27 protein-coding genes are annotated in these 25,777 nt (G+C 68.6%); 10 read left to right on the forward strand and 17 right to left on the reverse strand.

What is annotated here, in order from left to right; translation table 11 throughout:
* Nucleotides 1-218: 218 nt before the first annotated feature.
* The 10 genes from F0P95_RS01405 to F0P95_RS01450 all read right to left on the reverse strand — a co-directional run bounded on the left by F0P95_RS01405 (nt 219) and on the right by F0P95_RS01450 (nt 8,810).
* Complete coding sequence (locus F0P95_RS01405; RefSeq protein ID WP_182335403.1) at nt 219-1,490, reverse strand: tyrosine-type recombinase/integrase; 1,272 nt, start codon at nt 1,488-1,490, stop codon at nt 219-221.
* 180 nt (nt 1,491-1,670) lie between these two features.
* Nucleotides 1,671-2,465: an SIMPL domain-containing protein gene (locus F0P95_RS01410; protein WP_182335404.1), complete on the reverse strand. Its 795-nt coding sequence runs from the start codon at nt 2,463-2,465 to the stop codon at nt 1,671-1,673.
* A gap of 64 nt (nt 2,466-2,529) precedes the next feature.
* Nucleotides 2,530-4,020: an anthranilate synthase component I gene (gene trpE, locus F0P95_RS01415; RefSeq protein ID WP_182335405.1), complete on the reverse strand. Its 1,491-nt coding sequence runs from the start codon at nt 4,018-4,020 to the stop codon at nt 2,530-2,532.
* A 227-nt stretch (nt 4,021-4,247) separates the two neighbouring features.
* Nucleotides 4,248-5,639 (reverse strand): sensor histidine kinase, encoded by a 1,392-nt coding sequence (locus F0P95_RS01420; protein ID WP_182335406.1) that lies wholly within the window; start codon nt 5,637-5,639, stop codon nt 4,248-4,250.
* Complete coding sequence (locus F0P95_RS01425; protein ID WP_182335407.1) at nt 5,639-6,319, reverse strand: winged helix-turn-helix domain-containing protein; 681 nt, start codon at nt 6,317-6,319, stop codon at nt 5,639-5,641. The genes F0P95_RS01420 and F0P95_RS01425 overlap by 1 nt, the downstream gene beginning before the upstream one ends.
* 57 nt (nt 6,320-6,376) lie before the next feature.
* Nucleotides 6,377-6,652 carry a hypothetical protein gene (locus tag F0P95_RS01430; RefSeq protein WP_182335408.1) on the reverse strand — a complete coding sequence of 92 codons (276 nt, stop codon included), beginning with the start codon at nt 6,650-6,652 and terminating at the stop codon, nt 6,377-6,379.
* An 87-nt stretch (nt 6,653-6,739) separates the two neighbouring features.
* A complete protein-coding gene (locus F0P95_RS01435; protein ID WP_182335409.1) occupies nt 6,740-6,979 on the reverse strand; it encodes a hypothetical protein in 240 nt (79 codons plus the stop codon).
* A gap of 327 nt (nt 6,980-7,306) precedes the next feature.
* Nucleotides 7,307-7,792, reverse strand: a complete 486-nt coding sequence (locus F0P95_RS01440) for a GNAT family N-acetyltransferase (protein ID WP_054667848.1) — start codon at nt 7,790-7,792, stop codon at nt 7,307-7,309.
* Between the two features lie 2 nt (nt 7,793-7,794).
* Complete coding sequence (gene rpe / locus F0P95_RS01445) at nt 7,795-8,469, reverse strand: ribulose-phosphate 3-epimerase (RefSeq protein WP_054667849.1); 675 nt, start codon at nt 8,467-8,469, stop codon at nt 7,795-7,797.
* A gap of 11 nt (nt 8,470-8,480) precedes the next feature.
* A complete protein-coding gene (locus F0P95_RS01450) occupies nt 8,481-8,810 on the reverse strand; it encodes a J domain-containing protein (protein WP_182335410.1) in 330 nt (109 codons plus the stop codon).
* 144 nt (nt 8,811-8,954) lie between these two features.
* Between F0P95_RS01450 and F0P95_RS01455 the strand changes: the two genes are divergently transcribed.
* Together F0P95_RS01455 and F0P95_RS01460 are read left to right on the forward strand one after the other, a co-directional pair.
* A complete protein-coding gene (locus tag F0P95_RS01455; protein ID WP_182335411.1) occupies nt 8,955-9,881 on the forward strand; it encodes a phosphoribosylaminoimidazolesuccinocarboxamide synthase in 927 nt (308 codons plus the stop codon).
* Between the two features lie 56 nt (nt 9,882-9,937).
* Nucleotides 9,938-10,417 carry an Mpo1 family 2-hydroxy fatty acid dioxygenase gene (locus tag F0P95_RS01460; protein WP_182335412.1) on the forward strand — a complete coding sequence of 160 codons (480 nt, stop codon included), beginning with the start codon at nt 9,938-9,940 and terminating at the stop codon, nt 10,415-10,417.
* A 48-nt stretch (nt 10,418-10,465) separates the two neighbouring features.
* On the opposite strand, the gene F0P95_RS01465 is transcribed toward F0P95_RS01460, so the two are convergent.
* The gene (locus F0P95_RS01465; RefSeq protein WP_182335413.1) at nt 10,466-11,353 is read right to left on the reverse strand and encodes an NAD-dependent epimerase/dehydratase family protein; all 888 of its coding nucleotides are present in this window, start codon (nt 11,351-11,353) and stop codon (nt 10,466-10,468) included.
* A gap of 245 nt (nt 11,354-11,598) precedes the next feature.
* Between F0P95_RS01465 and F0P95_RS01470 the strand changes: the two genes are divergently transcribed.
* The 7 genes from F0P95_RS01470 to F0P95_RS01500 all read left to right on the forward strand — a co-directional run bounded on the left by F0P95_RS01470 (nt 11,599) and on the right by F0P95_RS01500 (nt 18,114).
* Complete coding sequence (locus F0P95_RS01470) at nt 11,599-14,427, forward strand: monovalent cation/H+ antiporter subunit A (RefSeq protein WP_182335414.1); 2,829 nt, start codon at nt 11,599-11,601, stop codon at nt 14,425-14,427.
* Nucleotides 14,427-14,801 carry a Na+/H+ antiporter subunit C gene (locus F0P95_RS01475; protein ID WP_182335415.1) on the forward strand — a complete coding sequence of 125 codons (375 nt, stop codon included), beginning with the start codon at nt 14,427-14,429 and terminating at the stop codon, nt 14,799-14,801. Before F0P95_RS01470 ends, F0P95_RS01475 begins: the two co-directional genes overlap by 1 nt.
* A complete protein-coding gene (locus tag F0P95_RS01480; protein ID WP_182335416.1) occupies nt 14,798-16,342 on the forward strand; it encodes a monovalent cation/H+ antiporter subunit D in 1,545 nt (514 codons plus the stop codon). Before F0P95_RS01475 ends, F0P95_RS01480 begins: the two co-directional genes overlap by 4 nt.
* The gene (locus F0P95_RS01485) at nt 16,339-16,845 is read left to right on the forward strand and encodes a Na+/H+ antiporter subunit E (RefSeq protein WP_054667862.1); all 507 of its coding nucleotides are present in this window, start codon (nt 16,339-16,341) and stop codon (nt 16,843-16,845) included. The genes F0P95_RS01480 and F0P95_RS01485 overlap by 4 nt, the downstream gene beginning before the upstream one ends.
* Before the next feature lie 38 nt (nt 16,846-16,883).
* Nucleotides 16,884-17,126, forward strand: a complete 243-nt coding sequence (locus tag F0P95_RS01490; RefSeq protein WP_267914007.1) for a K+/H+ antiporter subunit F — start codon at nt 16,884-16,886, stop codon at nt 17,124-17,126.
* Nucleotides 17,123-17,494, forward strand: coding sequence for a Na+/H+ antiporter subunit G (locus F0P95_RS01495; RefSeq protein ID WP_182335417.1), 372 nt, complete (start codon nt 17,123-17,125; stop codon nt 17,492-17,494). The genes F0P95_RS01490 and F0P95_RS01495 overlap by 4 nt, the downstream gene beginning before the upstream one ends.
* A gap of 101 nt (nt 17,495-17,595) precedes the next feature.
* On the forward strand, nt 17,596-18,114 hold the full coding sequence (locus tag F0P95_RS01500; RefSeq protein ID WP_182335418.1) for a hypothetical protein: 519 nt from the start codon (nt 17,596-17,598) through the stop codon (nt 18,112-18,114).
* Nucleotide 18,115: 1 nt separating this feature from the next.
* Here F0P95_RS01500 and hmgA read toward each other — a convergent pair whose 3' ends face one another.
* The gene (hmgA, locus tag F0P95_RS01505; protein ID WP_182335419.1) at nt 18,116-19,414 is read right to left on the reverse strand and encodes a homogentisate 1,2-dioxygenase; all 1,299 of its coding nucleotides are present in this window, start codon (nt 19,412-19,414) and stop codon (nt 18,116-18,118) included.
* A gap of 68 nt (nt 19,415-19,482) precedes the next feature.
* Entirely contained in the window at nt 19,483-20,598 is a 1,116-nt protein-coding gene (gene hppD, locus F0P95_RS01510; RefSeq protein WP_182335420.1) for a 4-hydroxyphenylpyruvate dioxygenase, read from the reverse strand.
* 126 nt (nt 20,599-20,724) lie between these two features.
* Between hppD and F0P95_RS01515 the strand changes: the two genes are divergently transcribed.
* Nucleotides 20,725-21,219, forward strand: coding sequence for a MarR family winged helix-turn-helix transcriptional regulator (locus tag F0P95_RS01515; protein WP_182335421.1), 495 nt, complete (start codon nt 20,725-20,727; stop codon nt 21,217-21,219).
* Between the two features lie 22 nt (nt 21,220-21,241).
* Here F0P95_RS01515 and F0P95_RS01520 read toward each other — a convergent pair whose 3' ends face one another.
* The 4 genes from F0P95_RS01520 to F0P95_RS01535 form a co-directional block, all read right to left on the reverse strand.
* Nucleotides 21,242-22,363 (reverse strand): hypothetical protein, encoded by a 1,122-nt coding sequence (locus F0P95_RS01520; protein WP_182335422.1) that lies wholly within the window; start codon nt 22,361-22,363, stop codon nt 21,242-21,244.
* A 119-nt stretch (nt 22,364-22,482) separates the two neighbouring features.
* Nucleotides 22,483-23,079, reverse strand: coding sequence for a thioredoxin family protein (locus tag F0P95_RS01525; protein ID WP_182335423.1), 597 nt, complete (start codon nt 23,077-23,079; stop codon nt 22,483-22,485).
* A gap of 10 nt (nt 23,080-23,089) precedes the next feature.
* Nucleotides 23,090-24,580, reverse strand: a complete 1,491-nt coding sequence (locus F0P95_RS01530) for a peptide MFS transporter (protein WP_056932828.1) — start codon at nt 24,578-24,580, stop codon at nt 23,090-23,092.
* A 199-nt stretch (nt 24,581-24,779) separates the two neighbouring features.
* Nucleotides 24,780-25,661, reverse strand: coding sequence for a tryptophan 2,3-dioxygenase (locus F0P95_RS01535; RefSeq protein ID WP_182335424.1), 882 nt, complete (start codon nt 25,659-25,661; stop codon nt 24,780-24,782).
* Nucleotides 25,662-25,777 lie beyond the last annotated feature (116 nt).

Genomic DNA, 25,777 nt, shown 5'->3' on the forward strand with positions numbered 1-25,777 from the left:
AACCGTGCGCTCGGCTAACCAACAGGGATGCGGGCGCAAGCCTTCGTTGAGCGGCCGCCCGGATGCGCACACGAGTAGGGATTCAGTTCACTAGTAATGTGAGGCCTAATGCTAGCTCCAAAGCCGTTCTTTCATCCTTCGGCCAGAGCGTCGATGAGATCTGAAACCGATGTACCGCCCCCTCAATTAGCAGCCCACAACGAGTCACCGCTCCACTGCTAAGGGCGCCTTTCAGTCTGATGCCCCGGAACAGCAGCATCGGCAGCCCCCTCGGAGCCCCTGACGTTCCCTAGCTCTACGATCTCGGGCAGCAAGGTGGCTATGTAGTCTGCCCACGTCTGCATCATCTCTGTGCGTTCCCCCAAGTATTCTGCGTGATTGTAGGCCGCCCGCACCTTGTCACGCTCCGCATGCGCGAGCTGTCGCTCTATGACCTCGGACCGGTAGCCCTTCTCGTTAAGAATGGTTGATGCGGTAGCCCGAAATCCATGGGCGGAGAATCCGATGCTGTCCTTGCCATTGAAACCCATTCGCTCCAAGGCACGATTGAGGGTCGTTGCCGTCATGCAGTCCTTTGGACTGCGATAGTTCGGGAAAAGAAAGTCGCGGCCACCGGTATAGGTCTTCAATTCCTTCAGGAGGACCACAGCTTGTCTCGACAGCGGAACTATGTGCGTCTCCCGCATCTTCATTCGATCAGCGGGGATGCGCCACTTGCCGCGATCTAGATCGAACTCGGACCACAACGCTTTTCTGAGCTCGACCGTACGAACAAAGGTCAGCAGCATCAAGTGCAAGGCAATTACGGTGGTGCGGTAGCCGCCATAGCTTTCCAGGGCCTTGACGAAGTCCGCAATCTGGTCCGGTGAAAGCGCCTTGCGATGCTCGACCTTCGGCCGGTGAATCGCGCCGCGCAGTGCGGCAGCGGGGTCGCTATCCGCACGCAGGGTAGCGACGGCGTAACGAAAGATTGCCGACGACCACTGGCGCACCAGCAAGGCGACGGTCGCAGCTCCTCGATCTTCGATACGTCGGATGATTTCCAACAGATGAGCCGATGTCACCTTGCGGATCGGCAGCTTTCCGATGTGAGGAAGTACATCAGCCTTCAGGAAGCCTTGCACCTGACGCTGGTAGTACGGCGTCCAGCCATTGGCCTTCTTCGATATCCACTCATTGGCCACGGCCTCGAACGTATTGGCGTTACCCGACACGTTGCGCAACCGTTCCGCTTGGCGATTGTGGGATGGGTGCAGCCCCTGCTTGACGAGTACCCGGGCTTTTGCGAGCTCACTCCGCGCCTCGGCAAGCGAGATTTCCGGGTACTCACCAATCGCAAAGATGTTCTCCTTGCTGGCGATCCGATAGCGATAGCGCCACAACTTCGCACCACTCGGCCGGACCTCCAGGTAGAGCCCTCCACCGTCAGCCAACTTGCTTGGCTTGGGCCCTGGCTTGCTTGCGCGAATCTTGGCATCCGTAAGCGACATGTGCGGGTATCGGGCCTTCGATACCCCCTACGGTACCCGCAATTTTCTTGGATTGCCACGGACATCGACGGACAGTCATGTACGCATTAGCAGTTGTTTCAAGTCGTTTCAGGAGCCATCCCGGACGTACGCGGACTACAGCGGACTGCGATGACAGTTATCGATCATCAACAGCATGGTTCAGTTTCCATCGCTAATCAGGAAGATGGCGTAGACGTTTTCGGTGTAGGTGATTGGCCGGGCAATCAGCTGCTCTCCGGGCGGTGGCGCCGCATAACCAACATTGCGGCTACCGGTGACGTGCAGCCGGTCCAGCGAACCACCCTCTCCATAAAAGGTGTCGGCTCTGTTTGCATTTTGCCAGCTGCCAGCCTGCACTCCGTAAGCAAAACTGGGGGCGACATCGGAAATCGTATAGAGGCCGATGATCTTCGCCCCGTAGGCATCCGCGAGCCCCTTGGCAGACGCGCGCGTCTGCGCAGCCGCTTCGGCCTTGAGCTCAGCCCGCAGACGCGACTCACCCGAATACAGCGGAGCGGCGGTCCGCACCTGAACCTCCTTGCTGGCGTTCAACTCACCAAGAAAGGCCTGCAACTGCTCCGGCTTCTCGAACGCACCTTCCAGGTCACGGCTGACGGCGGTACCCACAAACACATCCTCATCGTCCTTGTAACGCGTGGATGGCTCGATGCTGAGGTTGTCCATACGCACCGTCTCGGCGATGGCGCCGTGCCTGGCGAACAAGGCCATCGTCCGCTCTGCATTGGCCTGAACCTTGCGACGGGCGATGTCGGTCTGCATATCCACCGACTCCAGCGCGATCTTCACCACGAAGCGATCCGGCATCACCTTGCGGCTGGCATCGCCCTTCACCAGCAGGTGCGGCTGTGACGGAATGGAGTTGGCCTGCGCCCACGCCTGCGGAACAGCGGCAACCAGCAGCGATGACCACAGCAACATGTTCGACAGCTTCATGCGGCACTCCTTGTCAGGGTGAGAGGGACAACGGTGAGATCACTACAGTGCAGTCGCGGGCCGGTTACAGCCCCTTCGCCGCCTGCGCCACCGCGCGGAACAGCGCGCGGCCCTTGTTCATGGTCTCCTGCCATTCGGCATCCGGATCGGAGTCATAGACCACGCCACCACCGGCCTGCACGTACAGGTAACCGTCCTGGATCACCGCGGTGCGGATGGCAATGGCGGTATCGGCATCGCCGTTCCAACCGATGTAGCCGACCGCGCCGGAATAGACGTTGCGCTTGACCGGCTCCAGCTCGCGGATGATCTCCAGCGCGCGGATCTTCGGCGCGCCGCTGACGGTACCGGCCGGGAAGGTCGCACGCATCACGTCGCTGTAGCTCAACCCGGCCTTCAAGGTGCCGGTGACCTCGCTGACGATATGCATGACATGGCTGTAGCGCTCGATCACGAACTGCTCGCCCACCCTCACCGTGCCCGGCTCGGCGACGCGGCCGACATCGTTGCGGCCGAGGTCGATCAGCATCACGTGCTCGGCGCGCTCCTTGGGATCGGCCAGCAGTTCGACTTCCAGGGCCTTGTCCAGCTCCGGCGTGGCGCCGCGTGGACGGGTGCCGGCGATTGGACGCACGGTGACGATGCCATCGCGCAGGCGCGCCAGGATTTCCGGCGAGGAGCCGACCACCTGGGTGCCGCCAACATCGATGAAATACATGTACGGCGACGGATTCAACGCACGCAGGGCGCGGTACACATCGATCGGCCGCGCACGGAACGGCACGCGCAGGCGCTGGCTCGGCACCACCTGGAAGATGTCGCCGGCGCGCACGTATTCCTGCGCCTTGCGCACCACCGCGTGGTACTCCTCGCGGGTGAACGAGGACTGGAAATCCTGCTCGTCGATGGCGTCGGACACCTGCGCCTGCGGGTAACCGGCACCGCCCTGGCGCAGGCGGTGCGCCAGCTCATCGAGACGCCGGTTGGCGCGCGCCCAGGCCTGCGGCTGCGCCGGGTCGGCATGCACGATCAGGTACAGGCGGCCCTTGAGGTTGTCGAACACCGCCAGCTCTTCGGACAGCATCAGCAGGATGTCGGGCGTACCGAGTTCATCAGGCTTCTCGCCCGCGCCCAGGTGCGGCTCGATGTACTGGATGCACTCGAAGCCGAACCAGCCGACCAGGCCGCCGGTGAAGCCCGGCAGGCCATCCAGCTGCGGCACCGAGTACTGCCTGCGCAGCACTTCCACCTCGGCCAGCGGGTCAGCCACCTCGCGACGCTCGACGACTTCGCCCAGATCGCTCACTTCCAGCGTGTGGCCGCGGAAGCTGTAGGTGCGCCGCGCCGGCAGGCCGATGATCGAATAGCGCCCGAAGCGCTCGCCGCCCTCGACCGATTCGAACAGGTAGGTATATGGGCCGTCGGCGAGCTTGAGGTAGACCGACAGCGGCGTGTCCAGGTCGGACAGCACTTCGCGGACGACGGGTACGAAATTATGCGGGTGCGCGCTGTGGCCTTCAGCGGCCAGCTGCTGGAACTGCTCTTGCGTGATCAAGACGGCTTTCCTTCCGGGAATCGACGGTGGCGGTACGGACGACGGCAACGGGCCACCATCGCCACCAGCGGCGAGCGGAAGAAAGGGAACGCTTGGTCGTCAGAATGGGCACCGCGCAACTGTACCGCAAATGGGCCCCAGCGGGGACCGTGGCACCCGGCTGGAGCGCTTGCAGGGGCAACTGTCCGGCCCGCCCCGGAGCGCGGCGCGCGCGCCCACCACCGGCCTCAGGTCACGGTAGCGGGCGGCCGGCGCGGCAGATGCACGGTCACGCACAACCCCGGGCTGCCGCCGGGGCCGGCGTCGCCATCGGACAGGACGACGCTGCCGCGGTGGCGGGCGACGATGGCCCGCACCAGGCTCAACCCCAGCCCGGTACCGGCCTGGCCGCGATCGGCCTGCAGGCGCTCGAAACGGTCGAACACGCGCTGGCGGTCGCCCTCGGGAATGCCGGGCCCCTGATCGCGGACGCTGAGCTCGACCTGGCCGCCCGCGGCCGCCATGGCCAGGGTGACGGTACCGCCGGCCGGCCCGTACTTGAGCGCGTTGTCGAGCAGGTTCACCAGCACCTGGAACAGCTGGTCGGGGTCGCCCGCCACCTGCAGCGGCGCGCCCACGACATGCAGGCGCATGCCGCGCTGGGCGGCGACCGGCTGGTAGAGCTCGACCACATCGTCGACCAGTTGCTCCAGGTCGACCACGCTGGCATCGCCGGCAGTCGCCGGCTGTGCCTCGATCCGCGACAGCCGCAGCAGCGCGGAGAAGGATTGCAGCAGGCCGTCGGCTTCCGCCAGCCCGGCATCCAGTTCGGCGATCGCCGCGGGCGAGGCGGCGATCGCCGGCACCTCGCGCATCGATTCCAGCCGCGTGCGCAGGCGGCTCAGCGGGGTGCGCAGGTCATGGGCGATGTGATCGGTGGCATGGCGGACCGCATCGAGCAGCGCCTGTATCCGGTCGAGCATGCCGTTGAAGCGCAGCGCGACCCGGTCGAACGCATCGCCGCTGCCATCGCTGCGCACGCGCAGGCCCATCTCGCCGGCCGCCACACGCTCGGCGGTACGGTCCAGGCTGCCCAGCCGCCGCGCCACCCAGCGCGAGGTCCAGCCGCCGACCATCGCCCCCATCACCGCCGCGGCCAGCAGCGCGGCCAGCGCCGAATGCAGGATCAGGCGCAGGAAGCCGTCCTCCGAACGCATGCGCAGCCCGGTGAGCAGGTACTGGCCGTTGTCCAGCACCTGCTGCTGCGCGATCACCCGCGGGGTGTCGTCGGATGCCTCGTCGATGAACTGCAGCCAGCGCGCACGCCCGTTCCAGCCGGGCACGTCCAGCAGGGTACCGGCGATGACGTTGCCATGGCTGTCCAGCAGCATGTACAGCATGTCCGGGTCATCCGGAGTCCCGATGCGCGCCTCCAGCTCCTCGCGCAGCCGCGCGTAGCCGGCGTGCCGGTAGAGATCGCGCAGCCCGGCCGCATCGGTGCGCACGACCTCGTGCGCGTCCCGCTCGAGCAGGGTGGACACCGCGGCATAGACGCCGGTGCCGAGCACGATGAACGCCAGCAGGAAGGCGACGGACACCGCCAGCGCCAGCCGCGAGGTGGTGGAGCGCAGCAGGCGCATCACCCGTCGAGCCGGTAACCGGCGCCGCGCACGGTATGCAGCAGCGTGCTGGCGAAACCATGGTCGATCTTCTGCCGCAGGCGGCTGATGTGCACGTCGATCACGTTGGTCTGCGGATCGAAGTGGTAGTTCCACACCGATTCCAGCAGCATCGTGCGGGTGACCACCCGGCCGGCGTTGCGCATCAGGTATTCGAGCAGCATGAACTCGCGCGGCAGCAGCTCGATGGCGCGCCCGGCGCGCGAGGCGGTGCGGCGCAGCAGGTCCAGCTCCAGGTCGGCCACCTGCAGCCGCGTCGATGGCGCGGCCGGCGACGCGGCCGGGCTGCGCCGCGACAGGCCGTCGAGCCGGGCGCTGAGTTCGGCGAACGCGAACGGCTTGACCAGATAGTCGTCGGCACCGGCGCGCAGGCCTTCCACCCGGTGGTCGACATCGGCCAGCGCGGTCAGCAGCAGCACCGGCACCGCATTGCCGGCGCCACGCAGCGCGCGCAGCACGGTGAGGCCGTCCAGGCCGGGAAGCATGCGATCGAGCACGACCGCGGCATAGGCTTCGGTGGTGGCCATGAACAGGCCGTCGCGGCCGTTGTCCACGCAGTCCACGACGTGTCCGTCCTCGCGCAGCCCCTTGGCGATGAAGGCCGAAATCTGGGTATCGTCCTCGACGACCAGTATGCGCATGGCGGCTTGGCTGTGGCCTGATTGGGGCAAGCATAGCGCCACCAGTGGCGCCGGCCGTCATGCCTGCGGTTGCCGCTCGGTGCGCTGGGCCGGGGTGGCCGGCGGGGGCTGGCGGACCGTTGACGGCACGCGGCGTTCGCACTTGCCCAGGGCGCTGCGCTTGAGGCAGCGCGGCGGCGGCCTGGCCCCTGCCGGCAGCGGCCCCGCAGCCGGGGCAGTGGCGGCAGTGGCGACGGCGGGTGCGGGACCGGCGGCCTGCGGCATTGCGCCGCCAAGCACGGCCATCACGACCAGCACCATCACGCGATACGGGCGATGGGTAGCGGTGTTCATTGCCCTGCCCTCCGTCACGGTGGCCCGACCGGACGCAGGCGGATCACGCCGGCCGACGGACCGGCGTGACCCTCCCGGGCCGGGGACTTACTTGCCGTCTGCCGGGGTGGCAGGCGTGGCCGGCTTGGCGGCGGCGTGGTGGTGGTGCTTCTTGGCGTGGTGCTTGGTGGCCGGTGCGGCGGCGGTCTTGGCAGCCGGCGCCATCTGCATGGCCGGGGCCGCCGGGGTGGCAGGCGTGGCGGGGGTGGCCGGGGTCGACTGGGCGGCGAACGCGGTGCCGGCCCCCAGGGCCAGGCCGACGGCGAGGAACAGGGCGGAGGTCTTCATGTGCGTGATCCTTTGGGCGGGCTACAGCGTGGAAGTTCGGGAAGATGGCGTTTCCAACCATCGCCGACAGATTGCGCCGCACCGGCTAACGGGAGCGTGGCGCACGCATGAACGCTGTGTAATGTGCGCCCGCCATGCAACGGCAACGCCATCGTCATCGCCGCGTCATCAATCCCCTGGAACATGGAAGGCCATAGCAGGGACGATGGATGGAGGCAGGATCAGCCTCCCACGAATTCCCCCGGCCGTGGCGGCGACGCCACGGCCCTTTTTTTGCCGCCGCAGGCCCGGCCCGGGACGGCCGCCACGCACCGCCGGCGCCGGGATTCAGCCTTCGGCGAAGCGTCGCAGCGCATCGCCCTGCAGCCGGTACACGGTCCACTCGTCCTGTGGCAGCGCGCCGGCGGCGCGGTAGAAGTCGATCGCCGGCGTATTCCAGTCCAGCACCGACCACTCGAAGCGGCCGCAGCCCTGCGCCACCGCCAGCCGCGCGATGTGCTGCAGCAGCGCCTTGCCCGCCCCGCAGCCGCGATGCTCCGGGCTGACGTACAGGTCTTCCAGGTAGATGCCGTTGCGGCCCAGCCAGGTGGAATAGTTGTAGAAGTAGACCGCGTAGCCGATGGCCTGCCCGTCGCGCTCGCAGACCAGCGCCTGCGCCTTGGCATCGGCACCGAACAGGCTGGCGCGGATCCCGGCCTCGTCGGTCTGCACCGACGACTCGGCCCGTTCGTAGATCGCCAGCTCGCGGATGAAGTGCAGGATCAGCCCCGCGTCATCGGCGGTGGCCGGGCGGATATGCAGGCCGGCGGCCATGCTCAGCCCCGCGCCGCGGCGACGTTGGCGCGCATCTGCGCGATCACCTGCGCGTAGTCCGGGGCGTTGAAGATGGCCGAGCCGGCGACGAAGGCATCGGCACCGGCGGCGGCGATCTGCCCGATGTTGTCGGCCTTCACGCCACCGTCCACTTCCAGGATCACCGGCTTGCCGAGCTTGTCGATCATCGCCCGCACCGCGCGCAGCTTCTCCAGGGTCGAGGGAATGAAGGCCTGGCCGCCGAAGCCGGGGTTGACCGACATCAGCAGCACCAGGTCCAAGTCCTCCAGCACCCAGTCCAGCACTTCCACCGGGGTCGCCGGGTTGAGCACCAGGCCGGCCTTGCAGCCGTGCGACCTGATCAGCTGGATGGTGCGGTGGACGTGCCGCGACGCTTCCGGGTGGAAGCTGATGAGGCTGGCGCCGGCCTCGGCGAAGTCCGGCACGATGCGGTCCACCGGCTCGACCATCAGGTGCACGTCGATCGGTGCGGTCACGCCATGCCTGCGCAGCGCCTGGCAGACCATCGGGCCGATGGTCAGGTTGGGCACGTAATGGTTGTCCATCACGTCGAAATGGACCCAGTCGGCACCGGCGGCGAGGACGGTGTCGACCTCCTCGCCGAGCCGGGCGAAATCGGCCGAGAGGATGGACGGGGCGATGATGCAGTTGGACATGACGGGGCCTTTCAGCGCTTGCGCAGGGTTTTGATGCGGTCGTAGGCGGCGTTGATCTGCCGGGCCTTCTTCTCGGCCTGGGCGCGCAGCTCGGGCGCGGCCCCGGACAGTTTGTCGGGGTGGTACTGGGACATCAGGCGGCGGTAGGCCAGGTCGATCTCGGCGTCGCTGGCCTCGCGGGTGACGCCCAGCTCGCGGTAGGGCAGATCCTTGCCGAGCCTGAACCAGTCGCTGTCGAACGCATGCCCCAGCAGCACGCCCACCACCGCGCCGAACAGCGGGTTGGGCCTGAACAGCAGGGCGCCGGCGAAGAATCCCAGCAGTTTTCCGTACCAGCGCATGGGCAGGGCCGTGGCCTCGAAGATCGGACCCGCATTTTATGCCACAGCGGCCCCGGACGGCCTTACACTAGGCCGCCCGCCGTCCCGCCGCGGGCCCCCCGGGTCCTGTGCCGACGGCCTCATCGCCAAGTTCCAGGAGTGCCCGTGCCGACCACGCTGCTGCAATCCGATCTTCCCGGCCTGCCCTTGCGCCACCGCGGCAAGGTGCGCGATGTATTCGATATCCCGCGCGAACGCCTGCCGGCCGACACGCCTGCCGGCGATTACCTGCTCATCGTGGCCACCGACCGCCTGTCCGCGTTCGACGTGGTGCTGCCCGACCCGATCCCCGGCAAGGGCGAGATGCTGTGCCAGGTCTCCAATTTCTGGTTCGCCAAGACCGCGCACCTGATGCCCAACCACCTGACCGGCATCGACGTGGCCAGCGTGTTGCCGGAAGGCGTGGACCCGGCGCTGTACGCCCGGCGTGCGGTGGTGACCCGCAGGCTCAAGCCGGTACCGGTGGAAGCCATCGCCCGCGGCTACCTGATCGGCAGCGGCTGGAAGGACTACCAGCGCACCGGCCAGGTCAGCGGCATCAAGCTGCCCGACGGCCTGCAGCAGGCACAGAAGCTGCCCGAGCCGATCTTCACCCCGTCCACCAAGGCCGCGGTGGGCGACCATGACGAGAACATCGACTTCGACGCGATGGTCAAGTCGGTGGGCGCCGAGCTTGCCGAGAAAGTACGCGACGCGACCCTGCGCATCTACAAGTTCGCCGCCGAGTACGCGGCCGAGCGCGGCATCCTGCTGGCCGACACCAAGTTCGAGTTCGGCACCGACGCCGATGGCCGCCTGTACATCATGGACGAGATGCTGACCCCGGACTCCTCGCGCTACTGGCCGGCCGACGAGTACGCGGTCGGCACCAGCCCGCCGAGCTACGACAAGCAGTTCGTGCGCGACTACCTGGAAACGCTGGACTGGGACAAGACCGCCCCCGGGCCGGTGCTGCCGGCCGAGGTGATCTCGCGCACCCGCGACAAGTACGCCGAAGCCCTGCAGAAGCTGGCGGGCATCCACCTAGACTGAGCACCGGCGCGCCCGCCCGGGCGCGCACCACAGGCCCTGCCGGGAGAAGAGGCAGCATGGACATGAGCGCCGCACGCCCCATCGATCGTTGGTTCGCCAGCTATTCCGGCGACCACCGCAATCCCGTCAACCAGGCCATCCACGTGGTCGCGGTACCGGCCATCCTGTGGTCGGTGGTCGCCCTGCTGTGGTGCATCCCGCCGCTGCTGCCCTGGTTCCAGAACGGCATCTGGGCGGCGCTGGCGATGTTCGGCGCGTGGGCGTACTACAACCGCCTGTCGCGGCCACTGGGCATCGGCATGCTGATCCTGTTCTTCGTCGCCGGCTGCATGTGCCGGCTGCTGGAAGACCGCATCGGCGTGCGCGGCCTGCTTTTCTCCGGCATCGGCGTGTTCGTGGTGGCCTGGATCGCGCAGTTCGTCGGCCACCATGTCGAAGGCCGCAGGCCCAGTTTCCTCACCGACCTGACCTACCTGCTGATCGGGCCGATCTGGGTACTGGCCAAGCTGTACCGGCAGTTCGGCTGGAAGTACTGAGCCGGCACAGCCGCCGCAGGCGGCGCCGGCAAGGCGCGAGGCCCGGCATTACAGCCCGAACATGTCCCGGGTCGGGTTGAACGGGCGCGGAGCGTAGCCGAAGTCGCGCTGCGCCGGTGCGATATCGAACACCAGCGGTTCGCGCATGCGCGCCAGCGCCGCGGCGTTCATGCCGCGCAGGCGGCCGATGCCATGGGCTGCCGCCAAGGCCCCGCGGAACAGCGGCGCCGGCACCCGCAGCAGGCGCGGCGGCGGCTGCAGCGAAGCCAGTACCCGCCGCACCATCTCCGCATAGCCCAGGCGTTCACCGCCGCCGAGCGCATAGGCGCGGCCGGCGGTGGCCGGGTGCAGCAGCACCTGCAGCGCGGCATCGGCCAGGTCCTGCACGTGCACCGGCTGGCGCAGGCCATCGGCGCCCGTGGGCAGCACGAACATGCCGGCGCGCGTGGCCAGCCGGGCGATCGCGGTGAGCGTGGCGTCGCGGCCGGCGCCATAGACCAGGGTCGGGCGCAGCACCGTGGCCGCCACGCCGCGCGCGCGCGCGGCGGCGAACAGGGTGGCCTCGGCCTGGCGCAGGCGGTGGGCGACGTCGCGCTCGGCCGGTTCGCTCGAATCGCCCTTGACCTCGACACTGGTGGAGCCGAACGCGACCACCCGTGGCGCGGCGATGTCCGAGGACTGGTACCAGCGCGCGAAGTGGTCGAGCGGGCCGCAGCTGAACACCGCATCGAACGGACCATCATCCTGCCAGTGGCCGGACAGGTCGCCCTGTCGCCATACCAGCCCCGGCGCCGCCGCACGCGGCATGCGCGACACCGCGCTCACCTGCCAGCCCTGGGCCAGCAGGCCCGCCAGCAGCCGTTCGCCGATCTGTCCGCTGCCGCCGAATACCAGTGCCCGTGGCGGCGTGTCCCGTTCGTATTGCCCTGCGTCCATCGTGGAAGCATAGGCGATGGGAGCGCGCCGGCGCCCGACCGATGCACGCGCGAGCGGCTGCCCGGCCCGGGCCGGCCCGGCGACGACGGCGGCCATCCCTCCCCCGAGGCGGCAGCGACCGGGACACGCGGGACGGCAGGCGACGCCGGGCGCAAACCCGAACGGCTCGTTCATCTACGGGGTTCCGGTGGCAAAAAAGCGCCTGCTAGACTGCAAAACCTGCTCGCGAATCCCGCATTCCCTGCATGACATCCGTTCTCCCCCTGCTGCTCGCGCTGCCATTCCTGATGGCCGCGCTCATCGCCCTGCATGGCCGCCTGTCGCGCACGGCCGCGGCATGGCTGGCCGGCGCCGCACCGCTGCTCGGCCTGGTACTACTGGGAACGATGACGCCGGCGGTGCTCGACGGCGCGGTCCTGCGCCAGAGCTGGCCCTGGCTGCCACAGATCGGGCTGGAGGCCACCCTGCGGCTGGACGGGCTGGCCTGGATGTTCGCCGGGCTGGTACTGGGCATCGGCGCGCTGGTGGTGCTGTACGCACGCTACTACCTCTCCGCGCAGGACAGCACGCGCCGCTTCTACAGCAGCCTGCTGCTGTTCATGGGCGCGATGCTGGGCATGGTGCTGTCCGGCAACCTGTTGCTGCTGATGGTGTTCTGGGAGCTGACCAGCATCAGCTCGTTCCTGCTGATCGGTTTCTGGTCGCACCGCCGCGACGCCCGCGAGGGCGCGCGCATGGCCTTCGTCATCACCGGCGGCGGCGGCCTGGCGCTGCTGGCCGGCGTGCTGCTGATCGGGCGCATCGTCGGCAGCTTCGACCTGGACGTGGTACTGGCCTCCGGCGACCTGATCCGCGGCAGCGCGCTGTACCCATGGGCATTGCTGCTGGTGCTGGCCGGCATCTTCACCAAGAGCGCGCAGTTCCCGTTCCACTTCTGGCTGCCGCACGCGATGGCCGCGCCGACCCCGGTATCGGCCTACCTGCACTCGGCGACCATGGTGAAGGCCGGCGTGTTCCTGCTGGCGCGGCTGCACCCGGCGCTGGCCGGCAGCGAGCTGTTCTTCTACCTGGTCAGCGGCATCGGTGCCCTGACCCTGCTGGTCGGCGCCTGGAACGCGATCTTCCAGCATGACCTCAAGGGCCTGCTGGCCTACTCGACGATCTCGCACCTGGGCCTGATCACCCTGCTGTTCGGCCTGTCCACGCCGATGGCGGTGGTCGCCGGCGTGTTCCACATCCTCAACCACGCCACGTTCAAGGCCTCGCTGTTCATGGCCGCGGGCATCATCGACCACGAAACCGGCACCCGCGACATGCGCCGCCTCGGCGGCCTGCGCCGGCTGATGCCGATCACCAGCTCGCTGGCGATCATCGCCTCGCTGGCGATGGCCGGCATCCCGCTGCTCAACGGCTTCCTGTCCAAGGAAATGCTGTTCGCCGAGGCGCTGGCCACCGGTGGCCCGCAGTGGATGCGCACGGCGATGAGCTCGGCGGCGCTGCTGGCCGGCATCCTCGGCGTCGCCTACAGCCTGCGCTTCGTCCACGACACCTTCTTCGGCAGGGGCCCGCTCGACATCGAGGGGGTGCCGCACGAGCCGCCGCGCTGGATGAAGGTACCGGTCGAGGTGCTGGTGCTGATCTGCCTGGCGGTCGGCATCGCCCCGGCACTGACCGTGGCGCCGGTACTGCACGCCGCCGCGCAGTCCATCCTCGGCACCGCCATGCCCGCCTACAGCCTGTCGATCTGGCATGGCTTCAACCTGCCACTGGCGATGAGTGCGATCGGCGTGGCCGGTGGCATCGCGCTGTACTTCGGCCTGCGCCGCCACACCGACCTGTACGCGGCCCGCAACCGTGCCGTCGGCAAGCAGCTGTTCCAGCGCGGCATGGACGCGCTGTTCGGGCTGGCCCAGCGCATCACCCACGCGCTGGCGGACGGCAGCCTGCAGCGGATGCTGCTGGCACTGGTGCTGGTGGCGGTGATCGTCGCCGCCGCACCCTATGCCGCCGCCCCGGCGTGGCCGGCGTGGCCGGCGGCGCAGCCGATGCCGCTGCTGGGCTGGGTACTGTGGCTGGTGATGCTGGCCTGCGCGCTGGGCGGGCTGTTCCTGTACCGGCAGCGCCTGCTGGCGGTGATCGTGGTGGGCGGCAGCGGGCTGATGGTGGCGCTGGCCTTCGTGTTCCTGTCCGCGCCGGACCTGGCACTGACCCAGCTGATGGTGGAGATGGTGACCCTGGTGCTGATGCTGCTGGGCATGAACTACCTGCCGGCACAGTCACCGCCCGAGCGCGCGCCGTGGCGCAAGCGCCGCGACGCGCTGATCGCGGTGGTCGCCGGCGGCGGCCTGGCCGCGCTGGCCTACGCGATGATGACCCTGCCGCCCAACACCGTGGCCGGCGAGATACTGCAGCGCGCACTGCCCGAGGCCTATGGCCGCAACGTGGTCAACGTGATCCTGGTCGACTTCCGTGGCTTCGATACCTTCGGCGAGATCACCGTGTTCGGTATCGCCGCGCTGGTGGTGCACGCGTTGCTGCGCCGCTCGCGCATGGCCCCGGAGCAGATCATGCCCGGCCCGCCGGTCAAGCTGCCGGTACCGGCCGACCTGGCGCAGATCATGTTCCCGCTCACCCTCACGGTGTCGATCTTCCTGTTCCTGCGCGGCCACAACGCGCCGGGCGGCGGCTTCATCGCCGGCCTGGTGCTGGCGGTGCCGCTGCTGATCCAGTACGTGATCCAGGGCACGGCGTCGGTCGAGTCGCGCTTCGGTTTCGACTATGTCCGCTGCATCGGCGTGGGCCTGCTGATCGCCGTGCTCAGCGGCATGGCGTCGATGCTGTTCGGCGTGCCGTTCCTGACCAGCGGCCACCTCGACCTGCACCTGCCGCTGATCGGCGAGCTGCCGCTGGCCAGCGCCATGGGCTTCGACACCGGCGTGTACCTGGTGGTGTTCGGTGGGGTGATGCTGATCCTGTCGATGATGGGCACCGTCAAGCCGTCGCGCACGCGCAGCGCGCGCCATGGCGAGATCGACATCCACCGCCGTTCGGCACGCACCGGGGAGATGCACTGATGGAACTGGCCCTGGCGAGCGCGATCGGCGTACTTGCCGCGATCGGCGTGTACCTGCTGCTGCGCGCGCGCAGCTTCGACGTCATCCTCGGCATGACCTTCCTGTCCTACGCCACCAACCTGCTGATCTTCAGCGGCGGGCGACTGGCCAGCGGCAAGCCGCCGGTGCTCAAGGACGGCGTATCGCCGGACCTGGCGCACTACACCGACCCGCTGCCGCAGGCGCTGGTGCTGACCGCCATCGTCATCGCGTTCGCCATGACCGCGGTCAGCATCGTGCTGGCGATACGCAGCCGCAGCGACAACCACAGCGACCACGTCGACGCGCACGAGCCGGACGACGGCCGCGAAGCCGGCAACGAGGGCGGCGCATGAACCACCTGCCGATCCTGCCGATCCTGGTGCCGCTGCTGGGCGCGGCGCTGTCGCTGTTCGTCGAGCACCGGCGCTACGGGCCGAAGGTCCAGCGCAGCGTGGCATGGGCCAGCATGCTGCTGCTGGCGCTGGTCGAAGTGCTGCTGATCGCCGCCACCAGCCACGGCGAGACGATGGTGTACCTGCTCGGCGACTGGCCGGCGCGGCTGGGCATCGCCCTGGTCGCCGACCGCCTCGCCGGCTGGATGCTCGGCACCACGCTGCTGCTGGGCGCGGCCTGCCTGCTGCACGCCTGCACCGGCTGGGACCGCCGCGCGCCGCATTTCCACGCGCTGTTCCAGTTCCAGCTGGTCGGCCTCAACGGCGCGTTCCTGACCGGCGACATCTTCAACCTGTTCGTGTTCTTCGAGGTGCTGCTGATCGCCTCCTATGGCCTGCTGCTGTCCGGTGGCCGCGGCCTGCGCCTGCGCATCGGCCTGCACTACGTGGTGTTCAACGTCTCGGCCTCGACCGTGTTCCTGGTCGCGCTGGGCATGCTCTACGCCACCCTGGGCTCGCTCAACATGGCCGAGATCGGCCAGCGCATCGCCGAGCTGCCGCCCTCGCACCTGAAGCTGGCCAAGGCCGCGCTGGGCCTGCTGCTGGTGGTGTTCTGCGCCAAGGCCGCGCTGTTGCCGCTGTACCTGTGGCTGCCCGAGTCGTATGCGCGCGCACCGGCGGCGGTGGCGGCGCTGTTCGTGATCATGACCAAGGTCGGCCTGTACGCGGTGCTGCGGGTGGGCACGCTGTGGTTCGGCGAGGGCGCCGGCGCACTGGCCGGTTATGGCGCCGACTGGCTGCTGTGGGCCGGCATCGGCACGCTGCTGCTGGGCGCGCTGGGCGCGCTGGCGGCCACCCGGCTGCGGGTGCAGGTGGCCTACCTGGTGGTGGTCTCGGCGGCAACGCTGTTCATCGCCTTCGCGCTGGGCAACGCCGGGACCATCTCGGCCGGGCTGTACTACCTGCCGCACAGCACGTTCACCGCGGCGGCCCTGTTCCTTGTCGCCGACCTCATCCGCCGCCGCCGCTGGCGCGCCGGCGAACGCGGCGAGCGCGACCTGGCCGCGGCGCTGCCGGGCAAGACCGTGCCCGGGCTGCTGTTCCTGGTCGGCGCGGTGGCGGTGGCCGGGTTGCCGCCACTGGCCGGCTTCCTCGCCAAGGCCGCGCTGCTGTCGGCGGTGCCGGACGCGCATACCGGACTGGTATGGGCGGCGGTCCTCGGCAGCAGCCTGCTGGTGATCATCGGCCTGGTGCGCAGCGGCATCCGCCTGTTCTGGCACGTGCCCGGCGAGGACGACGCGCCACCGCCGCCCGAGGGCGAGGTGCCGACGCGGCCGTTCGAGACCGCCGCCACCGGCGCGCTGCTGGTCTGCGCACTGGCGATGAGCGTGTTCGCCGCGCCGCTGATGCGGCAGACCGACGCCATCGCCGCGCAGCTGCTGGCGCCGCAGCAGTACCTGCACGACGTACGCGGCACCACGCCGCAGTCGAGGCTGCCATGAGCGCGCGCCGGCCCCTGCTGCGACGGCTGTTCCCGTCGCCGGTGCTGTCGATCACCGTGGTCGCGTTCTGGCTGGTGATGTCCGCCAGCTTCGACCTCGGCCAGCTGCTGCTGGGCATGCTGCTGGGCGTGGTGGTGCCGCTGTTCGCCGCGCGCCTGGACCGCGAGTTCGCCCGCATCGGCACGCTGCGGCCGCTGCCGCGGCTGGCATGCGTGGTGCTGTGGGACATCCTGCTTTCCAACTTCCGCGTCGCCGTACAGGTGCTGGGTCCGGAACGCAGGCTCACCCCGGGGTTCATCTGGGTGCCGCTGGACATCGGCAACATCCACGGCATCGCCGCGCTGACCAGCCTGATCACCCTCACCCCGGGCACGGTGTCCTCGGCGCTGTCCGACGACCGTCGCTACCTGCTGGTGCATGTGCTGCACCTGGAGGACCCGCAGGCCCTGATCGACGAGATCAAGTCCCGCTACGAAGCCCCGCTGATGGAGATCTTCCCGTGACCGGACTCCTGGTTTTCCAGACCACGCTGGTGGTGTGCATGCACATGGTCGGGCTGGCGATGCTGCTGGCGCTGTGGCGGCTGCTGCGCGGCCCCACCGTGCCCGACCGCATCCTCGCCCTGGACACGCTCTCGGTCACCGCCATCGCCGAACTGATGCTGTTCGGCATGTACATCAACTCGGCGGTCTATTTCGAGGCCGCGCTGGTGATCGCCATGCTCGGCTTCTGCAGTACCGTGGTGCTGAGCAAGTTCGTGCTGCGCCGGGACATCGTCGAATGATGACCTTCCTCCAGATCCTGCTGTCGCTGCTGCTGCTGGCCGGCTGCTTCTTCATCCTGGTCGGCGCGCTCGGGCTGGTGCGCCTGTCCGACTTCTTCAAGCGCCTGCATGCGCCGACCAAGGCCAGCACGCTGGGCGTGGGCTGCGTGCTGGTGTGCTCGGTGGCGTACCACATCTTCCTCGGCGAAGACCCGCAGCCGCGCGAACTGCTGATCACCGTGTTCCTGTTCATCACCGCGCCGGTCAGCGCGCACATGATGGCCAAGGCGGCGCTGTCGCTGATGATGGAGAGCCGCCCGGAAGTGCCGGGCGATGACAGCGCGCGCAGGGAGCAGCTGCCGCCCGCGGACGACCGCGGCGGCGACTGACGCCGGCACCGGTGCCGGCGGCGGCAAGCACGCCGCCTGTCATCAGGCTTTCACCTGCGGCCGACAGGCTTGGGGCTCCGCGCCGCATCGCCCTTCCGCCCATGCAACCGCGCAAGACCGACCTCGCGCATGCCGCACTCCAGGCCCACCGTGCCCCGCTGGACCTGCGCCAGCGCCGCGCCCTGATCCTGTGCGACGGCAAGCGCGACCTCGCCGAACTGGGCGCGCTGCTCGGCGACGATGCCGCCCCCCTGATCGCCCAGCTGCAGCGCGATGGCTACCTGCACGCGGAGCAGCCGGACCCGGCACCCGCGCCATCGCCCGCGGCCTCACCCGAACCCACGCCCGTGCCCGCGACGCGGCGCCGCTCGCTGCTGGCCGCGCGCATCTACCTGCTGGACATGCTGGCGCTGCAGCGGCATCCGGCCGCTGCGCGCCTGCACCAGCTGCTGCAGGCCACGCGCGACGACGCGGACACCGTGCATGCGCTGCGGCTGGCGCTGGCCCAGTTGCCGGCGATGGCCTCGGACGGTTACGTGGGGCGCGTGCGCGAGCGCCTGCGCGAAGTACTGCCCGAACCGCACCTGGCGGCGGTGCTGGACGCGCCGCTGCCGGCCTGAATCACCCCTGCGGCGGCGCGAAGTGGTCGCCCAGCCCGCTCCAGCACGCCTGGTAGTCGCGCTGCCGGTGCGCGGCGGCGATGGCCTGCTCGGTCGGGCGGATCACGCCACGGGTCTCGAACATGAAGGCCATGGTGTCGGTGATCACGTCCGGCCGCGACAGGTCGGCGCTGGAGGCCTTGTCGAACGTGGCCGCATCCGGGCCGTGGCCGGTCATGCAGTTGTGGATGGATGCCCCGCCCGGCACGAAGCCTTCGGCCTTGGCGTCGTAGGCGCCATGCACCAGGCCCATGAACTCGCTGGCGATGTTGCGGTGGAACCACGGCGGGCGGAACGTGTCCTGCGCCACCAGCCAGCGCGGCGGGAAGATCACGAAGTCCAGGTTGCTGGTGCCGGGCGTGTCGCTGGCCGAATGCAGCACCAGAAAGATCGACGGGTCCGGATGGTCGTAGCTGATCGAGCCGATGGTGTTGAAGCGGCGCAGGTCGTAGCGGTACGGCGCGTAGTTGCCATGCCAGCCGACCACGTCCAGCGGCGAATGGCCGATGGCGGCGCGCCACAGCCGGCCCTGGAACTTGGCGACCAGCTCGAAATCGCCTTCGAGCTGCTCGTAGGCGGCCACCGGCGTTTCGAAATCGCGCGGATTGGCCAGGCCGTTGCTGCCGATCGGGCCGAGGTCGGGCAGCTTCAGCAGCGCACCGAAGTTCTCGCAGACATAGCCGCGCGCCTGCCCGTCCGGCAGGTCCACCGCGAAGCGCACGCCGCGCGGGATCACCGCGATCTGCTGCGGTTCGACCTCCAGCACGCCCATCTCGGTGCGCAGCCGCAGCCGGCCCAGCTGCGGTACGACCAGCAGTTCGCCGTCGGCGTTGTAGAAGTAGCGGCCACGCATGTCGGCATTGGCCGCGTACATGTGGATGGCGGCGCCGGCATGCGCCTCGGGCGAGCCGTTGCCGCCCATGGTGTACAGGCCTTCGATGAAATCGGTGGACGCCTGCGGCAGCGGCAGCGGGTTCCAGCGCAGCTGGTTCGGCGACACCGCCGCGTGGCTGAAGTCACCGTGCAGGCACGGCTGCGCGAACGGGGTGAACTCGCCGTGCATCGCCGCCGGGCGGATGCGGTACAGCCAGCTGCGGCGGTTGCTGCCGCGCGGCGCGGTGAACGCGGTGCCGGTCAGCTGTTCGGCATACAGGCCATGGGCCACGCGCTGCGGCGAGTTGCGCCCCAGCGGCAGGGTACCGGGCACTGCCTCGGTGGCGAACTCGTTGCCGAAGCCGGTTTGATACGCGTTGCTGACCATGGATTTGCCCGCCCGTTTCGTGTTTTCAAAGCCCCTCTCCCCGGGGAGAGGGGGCTGGAGCACATGCCTTACAGTACGCCGCGCTTGATCTGGTCGCGCTCGATGCTCTCGAACAGCGCCTGGAAGTTGCCTTCGCCGAAGCCTTCGTTGCCCTTGCGCTGGATGATCTCGAAGAAGATCGGGCCGATGCAGTTCTGGGTGAATATCTGCAGCAGCTTGCGCTGCTTGGTTTCCGGATCGGCGTCGATCAGGATCTTGTTCCGGCGCAGGCGCGGCACATCCTCGCCGTTGTCGGGAATGCGCAGGTCGACCACGTCGAAATAGGCGTCCGGCGTGTCCAGGAACTCGATGCCGCGCGCACGCATGGCCTCGACGGTGTCATAGATGTTGTCGGTGAAGCAGGCGATGTGCTGGATGCCCTCGCCCTTGTACGCATCCAGGTACTCGTTGATCTGGCTCTTCGGGTCGGACGACTCGTTCAGCGGGATGCGCACGATGCCGTCCGGCGCGGTCATCGCCTTGGACACCAGGCCGGTCTTGGCGCCCTTGATGTCGAAGTAGCGGATCTCGCGGAAGTTGAACAGGCGCTCGTAGTAGTCCGACCACTGCTGCATGTTGCCCAGGTACAGGTTGTGGGTCAGGTGGTCGATGAAGGTCAGGCCGAAACCCTTCGGGTCCTGCACGGCGCCCTCCACCGGCACGTAATCGGCGTCGTAGATGCTGCCGGCATCGCCGTAGCGGTCCACCAGGTACAGCATGCAGTCGCCGATGCCCTTGATCACCGGCGCCGGCACCGCGCGGGTGTCGGCCAGCAGGGTGACTTCCTCGGCACCGTTGCCCAGCGCGGCGGACAGGACCTCGCCGGCCGGCCGCTTGAAGCGGATGGCGAAACCGCAGGCGCAGGGGCCGTGCTTGGCGGCGAAGTCGGCGGCGAACGAATCCGGCTCCTCGTTCACGAGGAAGTTGACGCCGCCTTGACGGTAGACGGTAATAGCACGCTGCCGATGGCGGAGCACGGCAGTGAATCCCATGTTCGTGAAGTAGTCGTGCAGCTGCGCGGCCTGCCCGGCGGGCGCGGCGAATTCGACGAACTCGAAACCGTCGATGCCCATCGGGTTCTCGAAGGTGGTCACCTGCATGCCCAGGTTGGGCGCGTTGGATGCGGCGTGGACTTGGGTATTCATGGGTTGCCTCCGGGCGTGGGGTCGTCGCCGCAGGCGGCGGCGGAATACAGGAAGACACGCGAAGAACGCGGGTCAGGACCGAAGGTTATAGTTTCACATGAAACCACCATCAAGGTGCACTGCAGCATGAGCGCTTCCGACTACAGCAAGTCCACCAGCATCCGTGCCTCGCACGTGTTGCTCGATCTCGAACAATTCCTGCCGTACCGCATCAGCGTGCTGTCCAACCGGGTCAGCGGCAACATCGCGCGCCTGTACGGCGAGCGCTATGGCCTGTCGATCCCGGAATGGCGCGTGATCACCATCCTGGCGCTGTATCCGGGCTCGTCGGCAAGCGAGGTTTCCGAACGCACGGCGATGGACAAGGTGGCGGTCAGCCGTGCGGTCGCGCGCCTGCTGGAACGCGGCTTCATCCGCCGCGAGACCCATGGCGACGACCGCCGCCGCTCGGTGCTGGCGCTGTCGGCGGCGGGCTTCGAGGTCTACGAGACCGTCGCGCCGATGGTGATGGAGATCACCCGCAAGCTGATGTCGGTGCTCACCGAGGAAGAAGAGCAGGTGCTGGAACGGCTCATCACCCGGCTGGCCGATGCCGGCCTCGCGCAGATGAGCACCGACTGAAGCCGGGCCTGCCGCGGCCGGCTCAGCTCAGGAACTTGCGGCGCGCGTAGATCCACGGCGCGGCCAGCGCGGCAATGGCGCCACCGGCGAAGCCGAGCGCCGCAGCCACCGCAGCGGCCTCGACGCGCCCGGGCAGGGCCAGCGCCGCGATCAGCAGCAGCGCCGCCGGCAGGCCGATGAACGAGGCCAGGAAAAAGCGCCAGCGCGGCACCCAGGTATGCAGCTGCATCAGGCTCGCGCTGCTCCAGGCCTCGCCGGCCCGGTTGCGCTGGATTTTGTCCACCAGCCTGACCAGGTCAACCTCGTTGGCTCCCTTGCCGGACCTGGCCAGGCCAATCTCTGCATCCACTTCCACCGGATCGGGCCATTGCGCCGGCCACGCCTGTGGCGCGCCCACGCCATAGGCGGTCAACAACGGGACCGTCAACGATGGCGCCGACAATGCGCGCAGCCGGCGGTTGTCCAGCACGCACCACACCTGCGACGCGCCGGCCACGCTCACCTGGTACAGCGCCAGCTGCTCCGGCGCCGGATAGGGCAACGCGGTGACCCGCGCAGCCAGCGATTCGGCCCCCGTCGCGCGCAGGAAGCCCACCCGGCTGCGGCCCACCTGCGCCCAGCCCAGCCCGAGCGGCCCCAGCAACATCACCTCGGCCGCATCGGCCGCGCCGGCGTTGGCGCGTTCGTCGCTGGCCAGGAACGCGCTCAGCGAACGCGGCTCGGCGACGTCGTCCCTGCCCCAGCGATGCGACTGGCCCAGCAGGTATTTCAACGGCACCCGCGCGGCGATGGTCTCGCCACGCACGCTGTCCGAAGCGAACGGCACCACCGAGCCCACGAAGGCGCGCAGCTCGTTGCCCGGCACCGCGCTCCACTCGGCGGGGAACAGCCCGTCGAGCAGGCCTTCGCGGGCCAACCGGTCGATGCGCTCCTTCTGCTCCACCAGCCGCGCCACCGCGGCCTGCAGCATGATGGTCGGCGGTACCGCCGCCTGCGGCAGCCGGTAGCGCGGCGCCCCCCCGTCGACATCGGCCGGGGGCTGCTCGTCCAGCAGCGCATCCACCGTGGGCAGGCCGGTACCGGCGGTCGCAGCGGTGGCGGCCGGGGCGACGGCGTCGGGGGTGGCATCGGAAGGAAGCGACATCGGGAATCGGCCCCGGCGAGCAAGGGAATGCTCCCGTTAGCGGCCGTGCGCCCCGGAAATGAAGCCCGGATCGAAAACGGCGCCCTGCGGCGCCGTCCCCTCCCGCGTCCGTGGCCCGCTCAGGGCGTGGCCGGCGGCGCCCATTCCTTGAGGAAGGCGAAGAACCGGGCGCGGTCGTAGCCCTTGCCCTTCTCCAGTTCGCCGGTGAACTGCGAATGCAGCAGCCGCCCCTCGGCATCGAGCACGAACAGGTGCGGGTAGGCGGTGATGGCCGGGAAGCGCGACAGGAACGCCGCGTTCTCGTTGTCCTCGCTGTAGTTGACCTTCATCCACACGTAGTGGGCGTCGCGGAAACGGCGGATCTCCGAGTCGCCTTCCATGAAGGCGTCCATCAGGTGGCACCAGGAGCACCACTCGCCGCCCACGTCCAGCACGATCCGCTTGCCGCCGCGCTGGGCCTCGACCTTGGCCGTCTCCAGGTCGGCGACCGGGTCGCGCGCCGGGTCGAACTGCGCGTTGAGCGCGGCCACGGCGGCGATGTCCGCCGCGGCCGGGGTATTGCCCGAGGCGACCGGCTGGCTGGTATCGGCCACCGGCGCCTTCTGTTCGGAGGTGTCCAGCGGCTGCACCTTCTCCGCCGGCGGAGCCGGTGGCTGCGAACAGCCCCCCAGCATCGCCACCAGCAGCAGGGATATTCCACCGGACATCCGCTTCATCGTCGTTTCCTCACTTCACGCCATGCATCAGCTTCTGCACCAGCGGCGCGATCAGGAACAGAAGCACGCCGGCGCCGAGCAGCGACCAGAAGCCGAAGGTATACCCCTTCAGGGCCGATTCGACGGTCATGCCGCTTTCACCGCTGACCACCGCGGCGAAGATGCCCGACAGGTTGTTGCCGATGGCGGTGGACAGGAACCAGCCACCCATCGCCAGGCCGACGACCTTGAGCGGGGCCAGCTTGGTGGTCATCGACAGCCCGATCGGCGACAGGCACAGCTCGCCCACGGTCTGGATCACGTAGACCATGAACAGGGTCCAGAACGGGATCTTGCCGGCGTCGTCGACCAGCGAGGACAGCGCGTACATCAGCAGCAGGAAGGCCAGGCCGTTGAAGATCAGGCCCAGGCCGAACTTGCGCGGGATCGACGGGTTGGCCTTGCCCAGCGCGGTCCACAGCCACACGAAGATCGGGCCCAGCGCCAGGATGGCCACCGAGTTCACCGACTGGAACCAGCCGATCGGGAAGATCCAGCCCCCCAGGTCGCGGTTGACGATGTTCTGCGCCAGGAAGTTGAACGAGCTGCCGGCCTGTTCGAAGAACATGAAGAACAGCACGTTGAACACGAAGATGATCAGCATGGCGATGGAGCGGTCGCGCGCCACCTTGCCCTCGCGGACGCCCTCGACCAGGATCATCACGCACAGCGCGGTGAACAGCGCGCCCAGGATCCAGCCGAGGATGCCGGCGTCGATCGTCAGCAGGCCATAGGCCACCGGCACGGCGACCAGCGCGCCGACCAGCACCGCGATGGTGCGGCCGATGCCGGCCCCGGCCGGGGCCGCGCCGACGCTGCCGAGCTGGCGGCGGCCGATCCAGAACCACACCAGGCTGATCAGCATGCCGATGCCCGAGGCGATGAACACGTACTTGTAGGCCGGCATGGCCTCGGTACCGAACAGCTTGTCGGCCAGGATGCCGGTCAGCACCGGGGCGACCAGCGCGCCGGCGTTGATGCCCATGTAGAAGATGGTGAAGCCCGAGTCGCGGCGCGAGTCGTTGATGCCATACAGCTGCCCGACCATGCTGGAGATGTTGGGCTTGAACAGGCCGTTGCCGGCGATGATCGTGGCCAGGCCGATGCGGAACACCCGGTCATCGGGAATGGCGATCAGGAACAGGCCCAGCGACATCACCGCCGCGCCGATCAGGATCGAGCGCTGGTAGCCGATGATGCGGTCGGCGACGAAGCCGCCGAACAGCGCCGCCGCGTAGACCAGCGCCAGGTAGGCGCCATAGAGCTTGCTGGCCCCGGCCTGGCTTTCGGCGAACTGGGCGACGATGTACAGCGCCAGTGCCCAGCGGATGCCGTAGAACGCGAAGCGTTCCCAGAACTCGGTCATGAACAGCATCCACAGCGGACGCGGGTGGCCGAGGAGGTTCTTGAACTCCGGCACGGGCGCCGGGGTGGATGCGGAATTCGGCGCGGCAGCGCTCATGCTGGGTTTCCCCCTGAGTGATTCGTTGGGCAGATAAGGCAAATGAAGTCGGCCGGAATCGGCACGACGCGCGAGGATCACCGAAGCGCCGGCTTCACGTCAAATCCACACGCGCCGCGCCGGCGGCCCGGGCGGCGGCCGGGCGGCGGCGGCCGTGACCAGCCGCGGACCCGACCAAAATACTGAATACGTTGGCGTTTCAGGTCCCGGCGGGTACCGCCCCGGCATCGCCGCGGATGCTGGTGCGCACCTCGAACAGCTCCGGGAAGAAGGTCAGTTCCAGCGCCTGCTTGAGGAAACCCACGCCACTGGAACCGCCGGTGCCACGGCGGAAGCCGATGATCCGCATGACCGTGCGCATGTGGCGGAAGCGCCACAGCTGGAACGCTGACTCCAGGTCCACCAGGTCCTCGCACAGCGAGTACTCGCGCCAGTAACGGTCGGTGTCCTGGTAGATGCGCTCGAACACCGGCCGCAGCGCGGCGTCGCTGACGTGGGGGCGGGTCCAGTCGTGGCCGGCGTACTCCGGCGGGACCGCATGGCCGAAGCGGGCGAGGTAGCGCAGGAACTCCTCGTACAGGCTCGGCGCCTCCAGCGTCCGGCGCAGGCGCCCCTGGCCCTCCGGGTCGTAGTCGAACACCGCCAGCATGTCCGCGTTCTTGTTGCCCAGCAGGAACTCGATGCAGCGGTACTGCAGCGACTGGAAGCCCGAGGCCGGGCCGAGTACGTCGCGGAAGCCCAGGTACTCGGACGGGGTCAGGGTCTCCAGCACCGACCACTGCTCGGTCAGCTGGCGCAGCACCTGCTTGCCGCGCGCCAGCACCTTGCGGCACTGCCAGACCTTGTCGCGCTGCAGGAAGCCCATGGCCGCGCGCAGTTCGTGGTCGAGCAGCTTCAGCCACAGCTCCGAGGTCTGGTGCTGGATGATGAACAGCATCTCGTCGTGGTGCGCCGGGCTGGACAACGGCTGCTGCGCCGACAGCAGCCGGTCCAGGCACAGATAGCCGCCATAGGTGAGCCTGCCGTGCAGGTCGGTGTGGATGCCGGCTTCGAGCTCACGCTGGTTCTGTTCTACGGTCATCGGCCTTGCCATCTGCGTGGGTGGCAAAGGGTAACCCGGCGCGGCGGGCGGCCGCTGCCCGCGCAAACGGAAAGCGAACACTTGCGATTGCAACCGGCGCGACAATCCGTCCGCGG

It is taken from the genome of Stenotrophomonas acidaminiphila (assembly GCF_014109845.1).
In the GTDB taxonomy this organism is placed as follows: Bacteria; Pseudomonadota; Gammaproteobacteria; order Xanthomonadales; family Xanthomonadaceae; genus Stenotrophomonas; species Stenotrophomonas acidaminiphila.